Genomic DNA, 19,233 nt, shown 5'->3' with positions numbered 1-19,233 from the left:
CTCAAAGATATCGATTTTATTGGTGTTGCAATCGATCCCCCTCTCAAAAACGGGTAACAAACTATTAACTAATGGGTCTTACTTGTGTCATAATTTGCGCCGAAAATACACCTGACTTAAACAGGTGAGGAGAGAATATGTTCACAATAGAAGGCGTTTGTGATTGGTGCAAAAAGCCAAGCCTAGTTAAAAAGCACGACTACCTAGATGGTAAGTGTCATCATGCATGTAACGAGTGCAATGATATTGCAACCATTGATGTTCGCCAGTTCAATATTGGTGAAATGGAAATGAGAGCAAAACTCTCCCAAGCGACATTGAGATAAGCAACACCGTGAAATATAAGAAAGCGCCTAAGGCGCTTTTTTTGTGCCTGTGGTTTTAGATCTTCTTTCTTCTTTCTTCTTTCTTCTTTGTTCTCTCTTCTATACAGGTATATACAGTACTTTTCTGCAAAAACCAGTGTATACACCTGTATAAAGCTCACATTTATTCAACTTATGATACAAAACAGCAGATTCATTCAAATTTAATTTATCGAATACTTTCAATGATTTAATCATTTACCATCCATAACCTCAGACGAAATCGTCCAATAATCCCGCAAAAAACGCTTGATCTTATAAGCAACTAAAACTACTGTATACACATACAGCATGTATATAAGGACAGCAAAATGATTCAAGCACACGTTAAAGCACAACACTCTAGCCCGCTAGTTCACTGCGCATTTACATCAGTTTCTCGTAAAAGCAAAAATTCAAACGAGGAAGCGTTGTTTGCAAGAATGGCGTTGCTGTCCAATCAACATCAGTGGTTACTGTTTACGGCTCAAACACCAAGACCATCGGCTAAGCAGCTTAAGCAACATAATGTTTGCTGCGACCGCGTTATTCATATGAAAGCCTCTCATCAAATGACTGAGGTAGAGACTGTCGAGAAAGCAATCCGCTCTAAGAATGCGAGCGCGATTGTTGCAAGTGCATCGATTGATCAGTTCAGCCAACAGTACCTAAGAACATTAGGGTTACGCTTTCAATGTGAAGTCTTCTTTATGGATGCAAATTCAGAGCGTATTCACTAAGCCACCTTGCTTAATAACATGTTGGCTTAATAACATTTTGGCTCAAAAACATGGTCCACAAACATAGCTTAATCTTTTAGCTAACAAACTTAATTTAACTTAAGAAACAATTCGCCAAAACACAGTCCAAACATACTGCCTTCCCCTGCCCTACAATTCGCCCATTTTTTAGCGGATTGTTAGGCGGGGGTTTTTATTTAAACAACAGATTTAGCAATCGTTTGCTTTTTCTCTGGAAGCAAATGGTAGATTGGGTATAATGCCCGTCTAATCATGTGCACACCGCACTTCTCTGTATGACGTTTGATAAAAGATAGGAATGTCTAAATGAGCCTTGCTGATCAAGTTCTTGCCGTAAATGATGACCTACCAATCCGTACTGATAAACCTGTCCACAGTGGCAAGGTTCGTTCGGTCTACTGGTTAACTGAAGAAGATAGCCAACGACTAATTAAAGAGAAAGGCTACGATGTAGCACCAGATGCGCCTTTAGCAATCATGGTGATCAGTGACCGTATCTCTGCATTTGATTGTATCTGGCGTGGTGAAGGGAATCTTAAAGGTGTTCCAGGTAAGGGAGCGGCTCTGAATGCTATCTCTAACCACTGGTTCAAATTGTTTAAAGACAACGGACTTGCTGACAGTCATATTCTTGATATCCCTCACCCGTTCGTATGGATTGTACAAAAAGCTCGCCCAGTCATGATCGAAGCGATTTGTCGTCAATACATCACTGGTTCAATGTGGCGTGCATACGCAAACGGCGAACGTGAATTCTGTGGTATCGAGATGCCTGAAGGCCTTGAGAAAGACAAGAAGTTGCCTGAGCTACTGATCACGCCTTCAACAAAAGGGATTCTGAAAGGTATTCCTGGCGTTCCAGAAGCTGACGATGTGAACATCACACGCAACAACATCGAAGATAACTTCGCAGCATTCAACTTTACTCAAGCAAGCGACATCGCGCATTACGAAAAACTTCTTAAAGAAGGCTTCAACGTAATCAGCCAAGCGCTAGCAAAAGTAGACCAAACCTTTGTTGATACCAAATTTGAGTTTGGCTACGTCAACGATGCTCAAGGCAAAGAAAAGCTTATCTACATGGACGAAGTCGGTACTCCAGATTCATCTCGCATTTGGGATACTCAGGAATATAACAACGGCAACATCGTTGAGAATTCAAAAGAAGGCTTCCGTCAGTTCTTGCTTAACTACTTCCCTGATGCCGACATTCTTTTGAATAAAGAGCGTATGCCAGAACGTGAAGCATTGGCTCGTGACAATGAACTTCCACTGGATTCTCTAATGTCTCTGTCTCGCACTTACCTTGATATCGCAGCGAAAATCACAGGTGCGGAGATCGTACTGAGCGAAAATCCTAAGCAAGAGATCATCGATGTACTGCGCGCTGACTATGGTCTAATCGACTAGTCGCTTAATTGCTAATTGCTTAATCGCTTAATCTCAAAATAAAAAGCTCGAAAGCTAATAAGCTCGTAGACTCAAGTTTTAGATACTAAAAGGGCCTCAATATTTGAGGCCCTTTTTACGTGTACGTTTTTACTATTCCTCGAGAGAGATTATAGGCGAGCTGAAGTTACAGCTTAATCGTGAACTCTTCTCCAGAATTACCCGCAATCACTAAATGACTGCGCGATTCAATATACTCGATCTGCTCTTCTTCAAGTGAATATGGCATCACCACTTTGAGCTCATTGATCCCTTCCAGCTTAGCGAGCTTGAGTAAGGTAACAATGTTCGACTCATCACTTTTACGCGTCGACATTGATTTCAATGCCATCTGCCATAAACGATCCTCTGGGGTGCCCAACTCTTTAATGCTATCTCGCCAGACGGTACTGAACACTGGCGCAATTGTGGTGAGTGCTTCCAGAAAAGTCCATTTTTTACTGCATGAGGCGCCAAGAAATGTTGTGTAATCGAACTCTACACGCGTCTCTTCCTGTTTATCCATGATGTCCCCCGACACTTTGGCAACACAATATACTCAATATCTATCAACTCTTTCTTTATAGCAATAGGATATAGAAGAATAGTCTTTTATGACCTTTTGATTGGTTAAAAAGGCATATAAAAATCAAACTTGTAACAAAATAAGCACTGAAAAATCATATATGCATCTATTTGATTAATATTTTAGAGATAAAACTTATCCATCTATTTGATATCAATTATTCGACTCGCTTTTTTGAACTGAATACGCCAACCAGACCATGTCGGTAGCTCCCAACGTTTTGGCGATAACTTTCGGCTACCCGACTGATAATGGACGTAAATCAGCTTTCTTGCGGGCAAGTATTCAACATCGAGTTGCAAGTCGGCAAGGCTCAATGCAAACGGGTATTTTTCCGAAAATTCTGAGTAGAGCCAAGTTGGAATGCCATCGAACGGTATGTCTGCATGATCGAACATTTCCAATTCGCTGACATCAGTAACACCTAGTACTTCAAGCTGCTCTATAAACCATAGCTCAAAGTTAATGTTCTCAATTTCTGGTGTGTATTTAGTTTGTTCATCGAGACCAAGTTTCACATACAACTGCCAGTGTTTGATTTCTTGAGTGCGAGCCTTTGCAAAACCGGGAAGCTGCTCTCCATTTAACACAAGGTCGACGATAGGTTTTAACGATAGTTGCCCTTCAGCGGCGACGAGTTTGGTTGTAATCGTGCGGCCTGCGTACACCAATGCCATCTCGGTAAAAACACCATCATCATTCACAACGGTTTCGCCTTGCTCCCACTCTCCTAGTTCAGCATCAATGAGAAGCTCAAGAGGAATGGGTGTCGTGACCGTCGCTAAGGTCAGTGTTTGCTTAACGCCTCTTCCCGGCAAGCTGTGAGTATCCAACACCAACATCGCTTGTGCATTATCAGGGAAACGGTTCTGACGACCGAGCACCACTTCTAAAACACCATTGGCAAAGGCTTCTTTCCTTTTCAGTCGGCGCACAAACACCAGTTCAGGATGCAGATTCACAATGGTCTTGAGCAATTCAATGCGTTGGAAACGTGACGCGACTTCTAGCTGAGGAAGTTCAAATACCTCCCGCATTTGCTTCGCCAATCCTTGAGCTTCATTCAGAGCCTGTTGGTCGATGTCTAAATGCGGATATTCTCGACCGCGCACAATCTGAATCAACAGGCTTAAATCACACCCTTCCTTCTCTTGTTGCGCGAGCGCTTCAAGATGTTCTGCATTGTTTGGTAACTGATACAAGCGAGCAGGAACGGACAGCGCCGCAGTGAGATCAACCATCGCCTCTTTTAATGCTTTGGTTTTGATTCGAGTAACGATATCGGCATACAAAGCATCAATCGGCAACGGATACAGCTTTTTACCATGCTCGGTAACTTGATGGTCGGCGTTAATCGCTTCCATCGTCAGCAAGGTTTGAGTTGCACTGTTGAGTGATTTCTCTGGAATAGGGTCAAGGAAGGACAAGCTCTCAAGCGGAGATCCACAACATGCTGCGGCCAACATAGGTTCGGTCAGCTCTTCACGCTGCAATTCAGGCGGTGTGACTAACTCTAACGCCGCATGCTCTCCATATAGACGCACACAAACGCCGTCCATTACCCTACCCGCGCGGCCAGCTCGTTGTTTGGCACTCGCTCGTGATATGGATTTAAGCATCAGTGTGGTTCTGCCATTACGCTGAACGGTGCGTCTCTCTAATCCTGAATCTATCACCACGCCAATGTCAGGAATGGTTAATGAGGTTTCTGCAACGTTAGTCGCAAGGATGACCTTTCTCAAACCATTACCTTCAGTATGGATATTCCGACCCGATAACGCTGAATCTCGCTCTGTATCACTGACCGACGCATGCAATTTAACAACTTGGATATCTGGATTTTTCGCTAAGGCTTGTTCGCATTGCACGATCTCTTTTTTACCCGGTAGAAAAACCAACATATCGCCAGAAGAAGCGATCAACTGATGATTAACTTCTTCCACGATACGCTGCTCTAGATGTCGGATATCAGGCAGTGTTCTGGATTCATTCGCTCTGTGCTCAATCTCAACTTGATAGGTTCGCCCTTCACAGCTTATGCGATTCGCATCCAAATAATGAGCAAGGCGTTCACCCTCAATGGTTGCTGAAGTGATCACCAAACGATGGCTCGCTTTTTGTTTCAGAATCGCCACCAGCAGATCAATGTCCCAGCGCCTCTCGTGAAACTCATCCACCACGATCACATCAAAACTAGCTAATCCATCTTCTGATAACCAACGCAGCGCGATACCGGGCGTCACAAAAACAACGTTAGTTTGCTCGTTGTATTCCGACTCAAGCTTAATCGCATAGCCCACTTTGCTACTCAACTTCTCGCCTGATCGCTGCGCGAGATATTTAGCCAGTGATGTACACGCGATGCGTCTTGGCTCCACCACTAACACTCGTCCATGTTGAGAGGCCCAAAGTGGCAGGCGCGTTGATTTACCTGATCCGGTTTCCGCCTCTACGACAAGGTGAGAATTAGCGATTTGTTCGTGGAATACGTTTTGATAAGCATCGATGGGAAGTAATGACATAAAATGGCGAGTAGCGAAAAAGTGTGAGCAAAGTATAACGAATTATCGTGTTGAAATTCGATAAGTGTGGGACAGAGGTAAGAATATCATTTTGTTTGCTCAGATCGCGGAGAAACTATTTACAATTGAATAACTAAACCGTTATCATTTTTTAGTTACCCTTTCTCCCATATTAGGCATCCAATGAACAACGATAAACGCCCTCTATATATCCCTTATGCTGGTCCTGCTCTACTAAGTACACCTCTTCTAAACAAAGGCAGCGCATTCTCTGCTGAAGAGCGCAGTTCTTTCAACCTTGAAGGCTTGTTACCGGAAACGACCGAAACAATCCAAGAGCAAGTAGGACGTGCATACAAGCAATATTGTAACTTCGAAAGTGATATGGATAAGCATATCTACCTTCGTAACATCCAAGACACTAATGAAACACTTTTTTATCGTTTAGTTCAAAACCACATTTCTGAAATGATGCCTATCATTTACACGCCAACGGTTGGCGCAGCATGTGAGAACTTCTCAAATATTTACCGTCGTGGCCGTGGTCTGTTTATCTCATACCCGAACCGCGATCGTATCGATGACCTACTGAACAATGCGACAAACCACAACGTTAAAGTTATCGTGGTTACGGATGGTGAGCGTATTCTTGGTTTGGGAGACCAAGGTATCGGTGGCATGGGTATTCCAATTGGTAAGCTAGCACTGTACACAGCTTGTGGCGGTATCAGCCCAGCTTACATGCTACCTATCGTGCTCGATGTGGGTACAAACAACCCTCAACGTCTTGCAGACCCAATGTACATGGGCTGGCGTCACCCTCGTATCACAGGTGCTGACTACGATGCATTTGTTGAAGAGTTCATCCAAGCGGTTCAACGCCGTTGGCCTGATGCACTAGTTCAGTTCGAAGATTTCGCACAAAAGAACGCAATGCCACTGCTTGAGCGTTACAAAGATCGCCTCTGTTGTTTCAACGATGACATCCAAGGCACAGCTGCCGTAACGGTTGGTTCTCTACTTGCAGCATGTAAAGCAGCAAACAGCAAACTGTCAGATCAGCGTATCACCTTCTTAGGTGCGGGTTCTGCAGGTTGTGGTATTGCTGAAGCTATCATTGCCCAAATGGTGTCTGAAGGTATCAGCGATGCACAAGCTCGCTCTCAAGTTTACATGGTTGACCGTTGGGGTCTGCTACAAGAAGGCATGCAAAACCTGCTTGATTTCCAACAGCGTCTGGTTCAAACCAACGAAAACACCAAAGACTGGGAAAGCGATGGCACTGGTTTCTCTCTACTAGACGTAGTTCGCCACGCGAAACCAACCGTATTGGTTGGTGTGTCTGGTGCTCCAGGTCTATTCAGCAAAGAAGTCATCAAAGAGATGAACCTACACAGTGAACGCCCTATCGTGTTCCCACTGTCGAACCCAACAAGCCGTGTTGAAGCGACGCCAAACGACATTATTCGTTGGACTGATGGCCAAGCACTTGTTGCGACAGGTAGCCCATTTGAGCCAGTCGTTCACAACGGCACAACTTACCCAATCGCTCAGTGTAACAACAGCTACATCTTCCCAGGTATTGGCCTTGGTGTATTGGCTGTGAATGCTTCACGCATCACTGACGAAATGCTAATGGAATCAAGCCGTGCACTTGCTACGTGTTCTCCACTAGCAATCAATGGCACAGGTGCTCTACTTCCACCATTGGAAGAGATCCACACGGTATCTAAGAAAATTGCTCTTGCGGTAGGTAAAAAGGCGATTGAACAGGGCGTTGCTCTAGAGATCACTGAAGAAGCACTGCAACAAGCGATTGACCAGCACTTCTGGCAGCCAGTTTACCGTCGCTACAAGCGCACGGCATTCTAATAAAGCGTACTGCGCTTGGAATAAAGAGCGTTAACGACTCTTATATGAGCCTCTGCAATTGCAGGGGCTTTTTTCTTTAAACTGTCTTGTCTTTTTAACTGATTTTTCTCATTTTTATTTGGTATTATCGAGCACTCAAAAATTAATGCTCAGTGAAAGGACCATACCGAGAGTGAAATTTGATTCTCACATTATCCGTAGCTACATAAAAAAAGCTTACAAAAAACTGCAAGGTTTTCTGTTTGGCGCTTTCCTCGTGTTCTTAGTAGGCAGCGCTGCGGTTATTGCGATCGATTATTGGGTTTCATGGCAAGCGGAAGATCGCATCATCAACGATATAGATGAAGTGCCCGAGCTTGAGGTCGCCGTTGTGCTTGGCACGAGCAAATATTTGGGTCGAACACTCAACGACTATTATAAGCACCGAATCGAAGCCGCGATTGAGCTGTTCGACCGTGAAAAAGTCGACCAGTTTCTGTTAAGTGGTGATAACGCTCATCGCTCTTACAATGAGCCGTGGACGATGAAACGCGACTTGCTGAAAGCGGGTGTACCCGATGAACGCATTAACCTCGATTACGCAGGCTTTAGAACCTTAGACTCGATTGTTCGCGCCAAAAAGATATTCGATACCGATAACTTTCTGATCATCACTCAAAAATTCCACTGTGAAAGAGCGTTATTCATCGCCAATTCTTACGATATTCACGCGCAGTGTTTAGCGGTTTCAGGACCAACCCATCACTCGGGAAGCTCAATACGTTTGCGTGAAGTGTTTGCGCGCACCAAAGCATTCCTTGATCTGTATATTATGGGGACAACGCCAAAGTTCCTTGGACCTAAAGAGCCGATTCAACCGAGTCCAAAACCGGAATCATTTCCGATCCCAAACCCTATCACCGACCCCACTGTAACCCCTGTTGTAGACCCTACAAAAAGCCCGATTGCAGACCCAGCAGAGACCGATGTGTAGAAAACTACACATTTTGAATTTGTTGCCTCACACTTCCCCATTGTTAAGCAAAAACACACCAACACTCCTTTATTAACTTGAGTAACATTCTTCCAACAAAGTCTGACCCTACATCAAGCTATATACCTCGACAATAATAAGCATGACTCAATGAAGTCGTGCACCAATAAAACGAGGATAACAAAAGGAGCGTCTTATGACGGCACTTGTTACTACACTGAAACACTGGTTGTTCACCCGCAACAGCATGATATTAATTGGTAATTTCACGCTATTCGCACTCTTGCTCAACACCCTTCCTTTCGAATCACAAGTCAATACTGGTTTGAGTATTCTCGTGTTCGTTGCGGTTCTATGGTTAACCGAAGCTATTCATGTCAGCATCACCGCTCTGCTCGTTCCACTCTTGGCTGTCTTGTTTGGTGTGTTCAATACGCCCGCTGCATTAGCGAACTTCTCGAACCCAATCATCTTCCTATTCATGGGTGGTTTTGCCCTTGCTGCTGCGCTCAACAAGCAAGAGCTCGATAAGGCGATTGCCGACAAAGTTCTGCTGATTGCAAAAGGCAGAATGTCGGTGGCGGTGTTCATGCTATTCGGTGTGAGTGCAGGCTTGTCGATGTGGATTTCGAACACAGCAACGACTGCAATGATGCTTCCCCTTGTTCTTGGCATCATGAACAAAGTTGACCAAAGTGAAGACCGCAACACGTACGTGTTCGTACTGCTGGGTATCGCTTACTGTGCATCGATTGGTGGTATCGCAACCTTAGTGGGTAGCCCACCGAACGCAATCGCCGCTGCAGAAGTTGGCTTGAGCTTTACTGAGTGGATGGCGCTAGGTCTTCCAATCTCAATGATCTTACTGCCAATCGCGATGATTATTCTTTACGTGATGACTAAGCCAAAGCTTGACCACAAATTCGAGCTAGACCATGCCCCAGTTGAATGGACAAACAGCAAGAAAATCACACTGTCTATCTTCCTTCTAACCGTAACGCTTTGGATATTCGGTAAACCAATCAACGCAATGATTGGCGGATTCTCTAAATTTGATAGCTTGGTAGCGATTGGCGCAATTGTACTGCTTGGCGCTTCTAGAGCGGTGGAATGGAAAGACGTCGAGAAGACAACGGACTGGGGTGTTCTTATCCTGTTCGGTGGCGGTATCTGTTTAAGTAACATTCTGAAAGCGACAGGAACCAGCGTATTCCTAGCACACTCACTAAGCGGATTTTTAGAAACAGCTGGCGTACTGCTTACGATTCTAGCCGTGGTAGCGTTCGTGGTATTCCTAACGGAATTTGCGAGTAACACAGCGAGTGCAGCACTTCTGGTGCCAGTATTCGCAACCATCGCTGAAGCACTTGGTATGTCGCCAGTTATCTTGTCTGCTCTGATCGCTGTTGCTGCGTCTTGTGCCTTCATGCTTCCTGTTGCAACACCACCAAACGCAATCGTGTTTGGCTCGGGTCACATCAAGCAGAAAGAGATGATGCGAATCGGTATGGTGTTGAACCTAGTTTGTATCCTAGTTCTGACTCTGTTCGCTTGGATCTTCTGGTAAACACTAACGTTCTATAAGCGCATGCTTACAGGAATGCTCCCCTAAACTGGTTGAACTTCCCCCGGTTTAACCAAGACAAAAATGCCCGTTCAGCGTAAGCAAGCACTGAACGGGCATATAAAAACAAGAAACGCTTTCCCTTTTGGTGGCCCCGCGCCACCTTTTTTGTTTTGGCTTTTGGGAGAAGAACCATAAAAACGCCACACGTCACATATGCACGTGTGGCTTATAAACTCATCAAAACAATTTTCAGATTAGTGACTCAAGATCACCTGGTTTCGACCTGAATGCTTTGCTTGATATAAAGCTTCGTCCGCGCGAGCAATGGTCTCTGTCACTCGCTCTTGCTTCATCTCGGCTACACCAATACTGCATGTCAGTGGATCGCCATGAACCCAAAGGTGCTGGCTGACTAAAAGTCGGATTTTCTCGGCCTTTCTTTGTGCTTCGCCAAGATCAGTCTGTGGGCAAAAAACAATGAACTCTTCACCACCCCACCTCACCAACTTGTCAGTAGCGCTGATCGAACTGCCCACCACCATGCTGAACTCACGTAAGATGTGGTCACCCATTTGGTGTCCGTACTTGTCATTCACGCTCTTGAAGTAGTCGATATCGAGATACAACATACCCAGCTTGCCATGCCCTTGCTTCACATGTTGTGACTGCATTTTCAACCAATCACGAATCGCGTGGCGGTTTAGTATTCCGGTTAATTCATCGCGATGGGCCTTTTCAGAGAACTCAAAGTTTTGCTCTCTCAATGCTCGGTTGACGTTCTTTAGATGGTTGTGTCTCTTTTCAACAATCACCATGCGTTTCCTAGAACGGTGCAATTCTGAAATCAAGAACACGGTGCCCGTCCCCACCCAAACAAACAGTAAGATTAAGAACAAGCTCTCGCCTGTGATGTAAGAGCCTTCAAACTCGATGCTACGGATAACGATTCTATGATGGCCAAGCTTCGCACCAGATGCGGTAGCAAACTCAACCATATTCACATTCGAATACTCGGGTGCTGAGTGCTCTAGCGCAATGTCGTTATCAGCTAACCACCATGTCATTACTTGCAGGTTTTTGATCGGAATCTCAATCACACCACCATCAACGCCCGGAGAAAACTCCATCCCGTTGTACTTATGTGTGTACTCGTTATCCGGAACTGAATAAGCAGGGTTATAGTTACGTAGGTAGGTTCTCAAACGGCCGCTTGAGTCAGCCTCAGCATGGTAATCGATGTTCACTCTAAAAGTGTGATACTGGGAAAGGTCAAGACCTGTGGTTATATCTGGATCGATACGAATCGATAAGCCGCAGTAAGGCCAAGGATACTCAGATTCTTTAAGTTCACAATCGAGAGTGTACTGTCCATTTTCATAGGATAACTGGGACGTACTGACTCCCCTATCAACTTGATCACTGGTCGCGATAAATTCATATTTATCAGGGGTAATTGCCGTTATCACACGATTTCCGCTCACACGGTAATACTGCACAATGGCAAGCGTTGCGATAACAAGAAAGATAACAATCTTATGGATCCACTTCACGTCTAAGCTTCCTGCTTAATATCCCTATAGTTGGGATTTCACGATAAAAAACAAGTTAGATAAATTAGTGATCTTAATACCAATAAATCACTAAAAAACGTTATATCACGCCCGAACAAAATGTCATACTATATTTTAATGCATGTATTTTCTGTTGATTATTCACGGCGAGAATCAAGTAATATTGCGTATAAAAACAGGCTCTATTTGTTATACTCATCGCATAATCATCGTTAACCGTACTGCCTGCTCACAGCGCAATCGAGTCGACGAAATAATAATCAAAATAGAACGAGTAATGTCATGTCTTTATTAGCAAAAGGAACACTCAAAAAGATGAGTGCTTCCCTTGATGGCGCGGTTACCTACCGTTTGCCTGTAGGCGAAGAGTTTGTAGAGCTAAACCCTCTGATTGGTAAAACCATCAACCTCACTCACACCGGCAATATTTTTTGCTGCTCATGTGGTAAGAAAACTAAGAAGAGCTACTCTCAAGGCCACTGTTTTGTGTGCATGAAAAAGCTAGCAAGCTGCGACATGTGCATCATGAAGCCAGAGACTTGTCACTACGATGAAGGCACGTGTCGCGAGCCTCAATGGGGTGAAGAGAACTGCATGGTTGATCACTTCGTTTACCTATCGAACACATCAAGCCTAAAAGTAGGTATCACTCGTCACACTCAAATCCCTACCCGTTGGATTGACCAAGGCGCGACTCAAGGTTTGCCTATCTTGAAGGTAAAAACACGTCAGATTTCTGGCCTGATCGAAGTTGAGTTAGCAAAGCACATTGCTGACAAAACCAACTGGCGCACGCTGCTTAAAGGCGACGGCGACGATATGGAATTGGTAGAAAAAGCCAAAGAACTCTTGCCATTGGTTGAGGATAAAATCCAAGAGATCAGAGCGAAGTTTGGTGATGATGCTATCGAGATTCTGAGCGAAAACATCACTTCATTGAGCTACCCAGTTGAACAGCACCCAGTGAAGATTGTGTCGCACAACTTTGACAAGAACCCTGAAGTATCTGGTGTGCTGCAAGGTATTAAAGGCCAATACCTAATCTTAGATACGGGCGTGATTAACATCCGTAAATTTGGCTCTTACGAAGTGGAAGTGTCTGCATAACTTGTAGAACTTAAACGTTTCTTATAGTTAGAAGCGCTTAGTGAATAGCCAAAAAATAAAATGCCCTCAAGTGATGACTTGAGGGCATTTTTCGTTGTCGATCCTATTCGCTTTCGATGACGATTTTAGGCGTTAGAGCGCAACCACATCTCCGTCTACACAATTCTTGCCGTTGGCTTTCGCGCGATAGAGAGATTGATCGGTTAAATTCACGAGTGCATCAATCGTGACACCGTCTTCACAGGCTTGGCTATCACTCACGCCGATACTCACACTCACATTAAAGCGAACGTGCTCATCAATCTTAAATTCGGTTTGATTAAACTGCTCTCGGATCTGATCAGACACTTGACGCGAAATCTGAGGCGACGCATTAGGGATAAATACAATGAACTCTTCACCGCCCCATCGACCTGCGACACCGCCCACAGCCTCAACATTACGCTTAGTAATATCAGCCAATGCGCAAATTACCTCGTCACCCACCATGTGCCCGTAGGTATCATTGATCGATTTGAAGTCATCGATATCAAGCAGCATACACACTAAGTGAGTCTCAGAGACAAGGTGCTCTCTCAGCCACTCGTAAATCGCTCTGCGGTTAAGTAAGTCGGTCATTTCATCGAAGTTCGCTTGGTGTACCAACTGCTTTTCCAGCATCACCTTTTGAGTCACATCTTCGAGCACAACCTGAACGGCTGGCTGACCTTTCCAAGTAATCGCATTGTCGTAAATATTGAAGAACCGATGAACGCCGTCAAAGCCAATGTTTTCAACCACGGTACTAGTACCTGACAACTCCCCTGATACGATCGCGTGATAGTGCTTGCTGATGCCATCGGCATTCTGTTTTGGTACCAGTTCAAGGATAGAGTCCAGCTCTAATACTTGCTCGATGGAAGCAGCGCCTTGCATGTTGACCCAAGATTGATTAACCATCAGCGGCTTGAAATCTCGGTGAACCAAGATGCCCTGCCCAGATTGCATGATCATGTCGTGATACATCTTATCTTGCTCACGCACCGCATTTTGCAACTGAATCGCAGGGGAAAGATCGATCACTGTGACTTGCAGTGCAGGTCTTCCCTGCCACTCCGTCACATGGTCGATAGAAAACACGGTGAACTCTCTGCCATTGCGATCAACATTGGTATAGGTGTGAACCTGAGGGTCGCGTTGACCACTGACCGTTTCAAGGTAATTTTGATAGGCGAGAACATGATAATCTTCTGAGATTAGATCTAGAAAGCTATCGATATTAGAAAGTAGTTCTTCGGGCGATTGGTATCCATAGATGCGAGCATAGTTAGCGTCAACACTCACTACATTCATATCTTGAATAGTTATTACACCGTACGTGGATTCGAAATTTATTGAAGACATTGCCAACTCCGCACTCTAGCTACACTTCATAAACTGGAGCATAACAACACATCCTGCCAACGCTTCCACACAATCTATCACGCGCTAGGGACATTAATATGCCATCTAGTATATCGTACTGTTGCGGCCTTCTCTACAACTCAATTGCTAACACGAGTTAGTAAAAGTAGACAAGCATCTCAATCCCATTATTCGCGTCAAAAAAACAGAAATAGATAACCTATACCAATGTAACCATTATCTTTTTCTACTTTTGGCCTTGAACTGATGAAAGAATCCGCTCCCAACCACTTCAAATCCTGTTCGCTATTCTTTTAAACCTGCGCACTATTCTTTAAACCTACGAACTATTCATTCCAATCAGAGAAATATGAGACTAAGAAGTCGATAGCTAACCGTGCTCTCTGTGGAAGAAAACGACGGTTCTGATAAACAATCCAACTGCTTGTGCCCGCTCCCCAATACTCTTCTAACACAGGGACGAGTTTTCCATTGCTAAGACTGCCATTGAAACTGCTTTTGGGAAGGTAGACAACACCAAGCCCCTCTTCACATGCTTTCAGTACTGCGCTCGAATTGTTACTGCGCCAGCGTCCATGTACTCGTACCGCATTTAACGGTTTTCCCTCTTTCTCAAACAGCCACTGATCACTGTTGGCGATAATACAGCTGTGCATTTTTAACTGCTCAGGATGAGTGGGCGTACCAAATTGCTCTATATAGTCTTTACTGGCTGCCGCCGCCATCGGGCGATCGACGAGCTTTCTTGCCACCAGCCCTGAATCGTCTAATCGACCATAACGAATGGCGAAGTCGATGCCATCTTCGATGAAGTTAACCATCTTGGTATTGAAATTCATTTCTATAGTGAGCTCAGGATGATCTTTGGCAAACTCCATCAGCGCCGCCGCGACATGATTTTCTGCAAACGCGCCTGCCGCACTCACACGCAAAGTACCGCTAAGCTGAGTCTGCTGAGAAGTCACTTGCTCGTTCGCTTGCTGAAGCCCAATGACCAAGTCTTTGCACTGCTGATAATAGGTATGACCCGATTCGGTCAGGCTCACCATCCGTGTTGAACGCGCAAGCAACGCCACGCCAACTCTCTCTTCCAACCTTGAAACTTGGCGACTGACATGACTAGTACTGCAACCCAACTGTTTTGCTGCTGCAGAAAAGCCGTGACACTCGGCTACCGCAACAAACTCATTAATACCTTCAAAGCTGTCCATACTTAATCTACCCGTATCTTATCTTTGCTATATAGCAACAATGTTTTGCCTGTTTAGTATATTATCACCTAATTGGTTTGGAACTAGTATTAGATACAACAAGACGGCGATAGCTAAGTAACAACACGATACCTAGCGCTTAACGAAAAGCGTCAGCATCTAATTACAGGCATCGTTTCTAAATAAAAAAACAGCAGCTCAAAGGGATGAATCATGAAAAAAATACTAATTCCAGTAACTAACCACGCAACACTTGGCGATACAGACCAAGCGAACGGTACTTACGCTCCAGAACTAACCCACGCTCTGAAAGAGATCATGGCTGCTGGATTCGAATACGACATCGCTTCTATCAATGGTGGCAAAGCCCCACTCTACGGAACGGATATTGAAGGAGATGTGGTTAGCGCTGATATCTTGGCTGATGATGACTTCCAGAACCGTATCAACAATACGATTCCAGTAAGCCAAATTAATGCAGAAAGCTACGATGCTATCTTCTACCCAGGTGGTTTCGGTTTGCTTTCTGACTTAGCAACCGACGAGCAATTCGCAGCGATTGCGGCTAAGCATTACGAAGATGGTGGTGTGATTGCGTCAGTATGTCACGGCCCTGCGGCGCTGCTTCCGATTGTTTTAAGCAACGGCGAGAAGCTACTAAGCTCTAAATCGGTGACTGGCTTTACACGTGAAGAAGAGATCGACTTTGGCACCATCAACGACATTCCGTTCCTACTGGAAGAGTCTCTTGCTCGCAGCGCAGCGCGTTTCAACAAGGTTCAACCTTGGCAAGAGCTTGTGATTGTTGATGAGCGAGTGATTACTGGCCAAAACCCAACCAGCGCGCACGCTGTAGGTGCAACTCTGGTTAAGCACCTGTCTTAGTTAAATCAAGGGCTTATTCGAATAACTGGCGTTGTTCAAATAAGCTCAATCAAATAAAAAGAGCATGCTTCCTACTCAATACTCTTGAGAGAAGCATGCTCTTTTTTCGATCTAAAGGCACAAACAGCAAAGGCAAGTGACTTCTTATTAATTACTTCTTGCTAATGGCTTCTCGCTAATTACTTCGCAAGATCCCTTCAAGCACATTGAACAGCAAGTCGATCTCTTCAATCGAGTTGTAATGCATACAACCAATACGCACCACGCCCTGCTCTTCAATACCCAACTGTTTCACCAAACCTAATGCGTAGAAATGTCCGTTCCACACACAGATATTATGTTCACCCAGCTTCTTGGCGATGAACTCTGGAGAATGGTTTTCAAAGGTAACCGCAAAGGTTGGCGTTCTTAGGTTCGAATCAAACTCTGTTTTCCCGTAAAGCTTTGCCCCTTCAAGATCAGACAAGCGTTTAAGGAAGTACTCACTGAGCTGGCTTTCATGCTTATTATAAAGCGCGTAGCTTTGCTCTAAACGAGAACGCAATGAGTCGGTTGGCTCACCGAATTGCGCCAAGTAATCTACCGCCGCAATCACACCTGCAAGGCCTTCAAAGCTTTGCGTACCTGTTTCAAAACGGCCTGGGCCAATATTGGTTGCAGGCTCAACCTTGTAAGGCTTTAACGTGTGTAGCCATTGAGGTGCAACATAAGCAATGCCCACATGCGGGCCGAAGAATTTATACGCTGAACACGCTAAGAAATCACAATTCAGCTGCTGAACATCGATCAAGTGATGTGGCGCGTAATGAACGGCATCGACATAAACCTGCGCACCATGCTGATGTGCAAGCTCAATAACTTTTGCCATGTCGACAATAGAGCCAGTCGTGTTCGAAGCAAACGTCACCGCGACAAGCTTGGTTTTCTCGTTCAACAGTGACTCAAAATGCGCCATATCCAAACTGCAATCTGACTCGTCGACACGAACCTGGCGAACTATCGCGCCTTTGTCGTCTGCCGCTTGCTGCCAGCTCGATACATTTGAGTAATGGTCTAACGCCGTGACGATAACTTCATCGCCCTCTTTCCAATCGCGGCTGATCGCTCGGCTAAGTTGGAAGGTCAGAGATGTCATGTTCGCACCGAACACAACGTTACCAGAAGACTCCGCATTAAGCAGTGCTTGCGCCGCTTCTCTTGCTTGCTGCATTAAGCTTGTAGTCTTTTGGCTAGAAAAGTAATGACCGCCTAGGTTTGAATTAAAGTGCCCTAGGTATTCCGTCATGGATGCTAAAACATTTTCAGGAACCTGAGAGCCACCCGGCCCATCAAAAAAGGTCACCGGCTTACCGTTATGGTATTGGCCTAGCGCGCTAAACTGCTGGCGCACATGATTAAGAGTGAAGGACATTACGCGCATCCTTAGCCGTTAGAACAAACACATCCATGTAGCCCATCTCATCGTGGTCTATGGTACGAATCGGCTGTGCGTTGTGCCAAAGCTTGCTATCGGCCAACATTGCGACTTCACCGTCTTCAAGCACTTTTCTAAAGAATGGCGCTTCATGGGAATCTTGGTACAGCATGATTTCGCCACCCACAATGTTATGACGGTTCACACCAATTAACGCGATGTGGTCGAAGCCATCTTGGTGCACGCCTTCTGGCGCAACCTGCGTCTCTTCATAAATGGCAGCGATACGAATTTGGTGGATTTCGATTTCTTGTCCGTCTTCAAGCCCGTTGGTTTCAATAAACAGTTCACACATCTCTTGCATGCCTTGGCTGCTTAGAATGGGTGCTTCAATTGGTTCGAATTGGCGAACAACGTCACCTTGAAAGTGATTAATGTCTTCAGACTGAACAAAGTTATGTTTGTCTAGCTCTACGACTTGTCCATTACTGAATTGAACCACCGAGTACCTTCTCAATCGAAACTGACCATCCGCATGCTCTGTGCTTGGAAGCTTAGAGAATGACGGTGACAACTCCTCAACTGCGTGGTTACTGAGGTGGGTAATATGTAGGGTATTTTCGTGAGCATGTAACATCATCGACTCCTTAATGATTGTTAATTAACTTTCGATATTTAACGTTTTATTTACACAAAGGATACTTGAAGATCTTGCCAAATCAACATTAAACAATCATTTATCCCGTCAGATTTAATAATTCAGACACTAAATCTAACTTGAAATTCAAAAGCAGTGTATAACACCAGAATAAAAGATGACCAACTCTTAAAACTAGCACACTCCACTAGGTAGTTATAAACCCCTGAAAATTCAAATTTAACGATATTATTAACTGATATGTGATGTTTCATATTGTGTCAGCCCTTTTACTTCAATACGCCAGCCTCCTTGCATGAGTTCAGGTATCACGCTCACCATCATTCATTTCTATGATTTTGCATAGCGAAATACGACCTACCTATCAGTTGCCAAGCTATTGATTATTTACACAACAAACTGAAATTGGTTAACTTATGACTAATCCAGAAACCAAACGCCTTTGCTTGCGCGTCTGGAACGGGTCGAGTTCGGGGGGAACTCGGCCGCCCTTAAATAAATATGATCCCTTTCACGCAGCAGCTTCACTGACCTTTCAGTCACGAAAACACTCCGATTTAAACGATGCACACCTAATATGCATTAATGATCTGGTTTATGTGAAGAATTTGAATTGGGTATTGAGAAAGGAGTTTACTTAGTGTTTTCAGGCAACCAAGAGTATGAAACGTTTGAAATAGGTCAGAGCAATGGACGAAGCTTCAGGTCATAGGTAAGACGATAATGGCTGTGTAGTTAGAATAAGACTTGGTCGCTTAGTGATCACATTGTTTTAAGATCTTTAGCTAACAAGTTAGTGCTCCGAAACGTAACTGGAGTAATTTAACCAACTGAAAATTAAACCATTTTTTGTAATAATTTCATTCACACCACAAAGTGCCCATACAATGCCTCAGTTCACCTTGGACTGCAGGGCGGGAGCATACTTTG

The 19,233-nt window shown here is 44.6% G+C and carries 15 protein-coding genes; 8 read left to right on the top strand and 7 right to left on the bottom strand.

Going from position 1 to position 19,233, the window contains the following annotated elements:
• The first annotated feature begins 137 nt into the window (after window positions 1–137).
• The 3 genes from AB4161_RS18530 (at window position 138) to AB4161_RS18520 (ending at window position 2,515) form a co-directional block, all read left to right on the top strand.
• A complete protein-coding gene (locus AB4161_RS18530) occupies window positions 138–326 on the top strand; it encodes a hypothetical protein (RefSeq protein ID WP_017059767.1) in 189 nt (62 codons plus the stop codon).
• 350 nt (window positions 327–676) lie between these two features.
• Window positions 677–1,084, top strand: coding sequence for a SulA-like leucine-rich domain-containing protein (locus AB4161_RS18525; RefSeq protein WP_017055178.1), 408 nt, complete (start codon window positions 677–679; stop codon window positions 1,082–1,084).
• Between the two features lie 327 nt (window positions 1,085–1,411).
• Complete coding sequence (locus AB4161_RS18520) at window positions 1,412–2,515, top strand: phosphoribosylaminoimidazolesuccinocarboxamide synthase (RefSeq protein ID WP_017055177.1); 1,104 nt, start codon at window positions 1,412–1,414, stop codon at window positions 2,513–2,515.
• 166 nt (window positions 2,516–2,681) lie between these two features.
• Here the strand turns inward: AB4161_RS18520 and AB4161_RS18515 are convergent, their stop codons facing one another.
• Window positions 2,682–3,059: a hypothetical protein gene (locus AB4161_RS18515; RefSeq protein WP_017059766.1), complete on the bottom strand. Its 378-nt coding sequence runs from the start codon at window positions 3,057–3,059 to the stop codon at window positions 2,682–2,684.
• Between the two features lie 203 nt (window positions 3,060–3,262).
• Complete coding sequence (locus AB4161_RS18510; RefSeq protein WP_372083857.1) at window positions 3,263–5,641, bottom strand: helicase-related protein; 2,379 nt, start codon at window positions 5,639–5,641, stop codon at window positions 3,263–3,265.
• 183 nt (window positions 5,642–5,824) lie between these two features.
• On the opposite strand from AB4161_RS18510, the gene AB4161_RS18505 reads away from it, so the two are divergent.
• The 3 genes from AB4161_RS18505 to AB4161_RS18495 all read left to right on the top strand — a co-directional run bounded on the left by AB4161_RS18505 (window position 5,825) and on the right by AB4161_RS18495 (window position 10,053).
• Window positions 5,825–7,513: an NAD-dependent malic enzyme gene (locus tag AB4161_RS18505; protein ID WP_372083855.1), complete on the top strand. Its 1,689-nt coding sequence runs from the start codon at window positions 5,825–5,827 to the stop codon at window positions 7,511–7,513.
• A gap of 172 nt (window positions 7,514–7,685) precedes the next feature.
• Window positions 7,686–8,486: a vancomycin high temperature exclusion protein gene (locus AB4161_RS18500; RefSeq protein ID WP_372083854.1), complete on the top strand. Its 801-nt coding sequence runs from the start codon at window positions 7,686–7,688 to the stop codon at window positions 8,484–8,486.
• A 196-nt stretch (window positions 8,487–8,682) separates the two neighbouring features.
• The gene (locus AB4161_RS18495; protein WP_017059762.1) at window positions 8,683–10,053 is read left to right on the top strand and encodes a DASS family sodium-coupled anion symporter; all 1,371 of its coding nucleotides are present in this window, start codon (window positions 8,683–8,685) and stop codon (window positions 10,051–10,053) included.
• A gap of 254 nt (window positions 10,054–10,307) precedes the next feature.
• Here the strand turns inward: AB4161_RS18495 and AB4161_RS18490 are convergent, their stop codons facing one another.
• Entirely contained in the window at window positions 10,308–11,603 is a 1,296-nt protein-coding gene (locus tag AB4161_RS18490) for a GGDEF domain-containing protein (RefSeq protein WP_372083852.1), read from the bottom strand.
• Between the two features lie 303 nt (window positions 11,604–11,906).
• Here AB4161_RS18490 and AB4161_RS18485 point away from each other — a divergent pair, with 303 nt between their 5' ends.
• Window positions 11,907–12,731 carry a DUF2797 domain-containing protein gene (locus AB4161_RS18485; protein ID WP_029235797.1) on the top strand — a complete coding sequence of 275 codons (825 nt, stop codon included), beginning with the start codon at window positions 11,907–11,909 and terminating at the stop codon, window positions 12,729–12,731.
• Between the two features lie 132 nt (window positions 12,732–12,863).
• On the opposite strand, the gene AB4161_RS18480 is transcribed toward AB4161_RS18485, so the two are convergent.
• Together AB4161_RS18480 and AB4161_RS18475 are read right to left on the bottom strand one after the other, a co-directional pair.
• Window positions 12,864–14,114: a diguanylate cyclase gene (locus AB4161_RS18480; RefSeq protein WP_372083851.1), complete on the bottom strand. Its 1,251-nt coding sequence runs from the start codon at window positions 14,112–14,114 to the stop codon at window positions 12,864–12,866.
• A gap of 347 nt (window positions 14,115–14,461) precedes the next feature.
• On the bottom strand, window positions 14,462–15,346 hold the full coding sequence (locus AB4161_RS18475) for a LysR family transcriptional regulator (protein ID WP_372083850.1): 885 nt from the start codon (window positions 15,344–15,346) through the stop codon (window positions 14,462–14,464).
• Window positions 15,347–15,559: 213 nt separating this feature from the next.
• Between AB4161_RS18475 and AB4161_RS18470 the strand changes: the two genes are divergently transcribed.
• On the top strand, window positions 15,560–16,231 hold the full coding sequence (locus tag AB4161_RS18470) for a type 1 glutamine amidotransferase domain-containing protein (protein ID WP_372083849.1): 672 nt from the start codon (window positions 15,560–15,562) through the stop codon (window positions 16,229–16,231).
• Window positions 16,232–16,406: 175 nt separating this feature from the next.
• Here AB4161_RS18470 and AB4161_RS18465 read toward each other — a convergent pair whose 3' ends face one another.
• Together AB4161_RS18465 and AB4161_RS18460 are read right to left on the bottom strand one after the other, a co-directional pair.
• A complete protein-coding gene (locus tag AB4161_RS18465) occupies window positions 16,407–17,642 on the bottom strand; it encodes a cysteine desulfurase-like protein (protein ID WP_372083847.1) in 1,236 nt (411 codons plus the stop codon).
• The gene (locus AB4161_RS18460) at window positions 17,626–18,282 is read right to left on the bottom strand and encodes a 2OG-Fe dioxygenase family protein (RefSeq protein ID WP_372083845.1); all 657 of its coding nucleotides are present in this window, start codon (window positions 18,280–18,282) and stop codon (window positions 17,626–17,628) included. The genes AB4161_RS18465 and AB4161_RS18460 overlap by 17 nt, the downstream gene beginning before the upstream one ends.
• Between the last annotated feature and the right edge of the window lie 951 nt (window positions 18,283–19,233).

This window comes from Vibrio sp. 10N.286.51.E5 (assembly GCF_041469125.1).
Lineage (GTDB): Bacteria > Pseudomonadota > Gammaproteobacteria > Enterobacterales > Vibrionaceae > Vibrio > Vibrio crassostreae_C.
The sequence above is the reverse complement of the archived record's forward strand: the minus strand, read 5'-3'. Positions and strand labels throughout refer to the sequence as shown.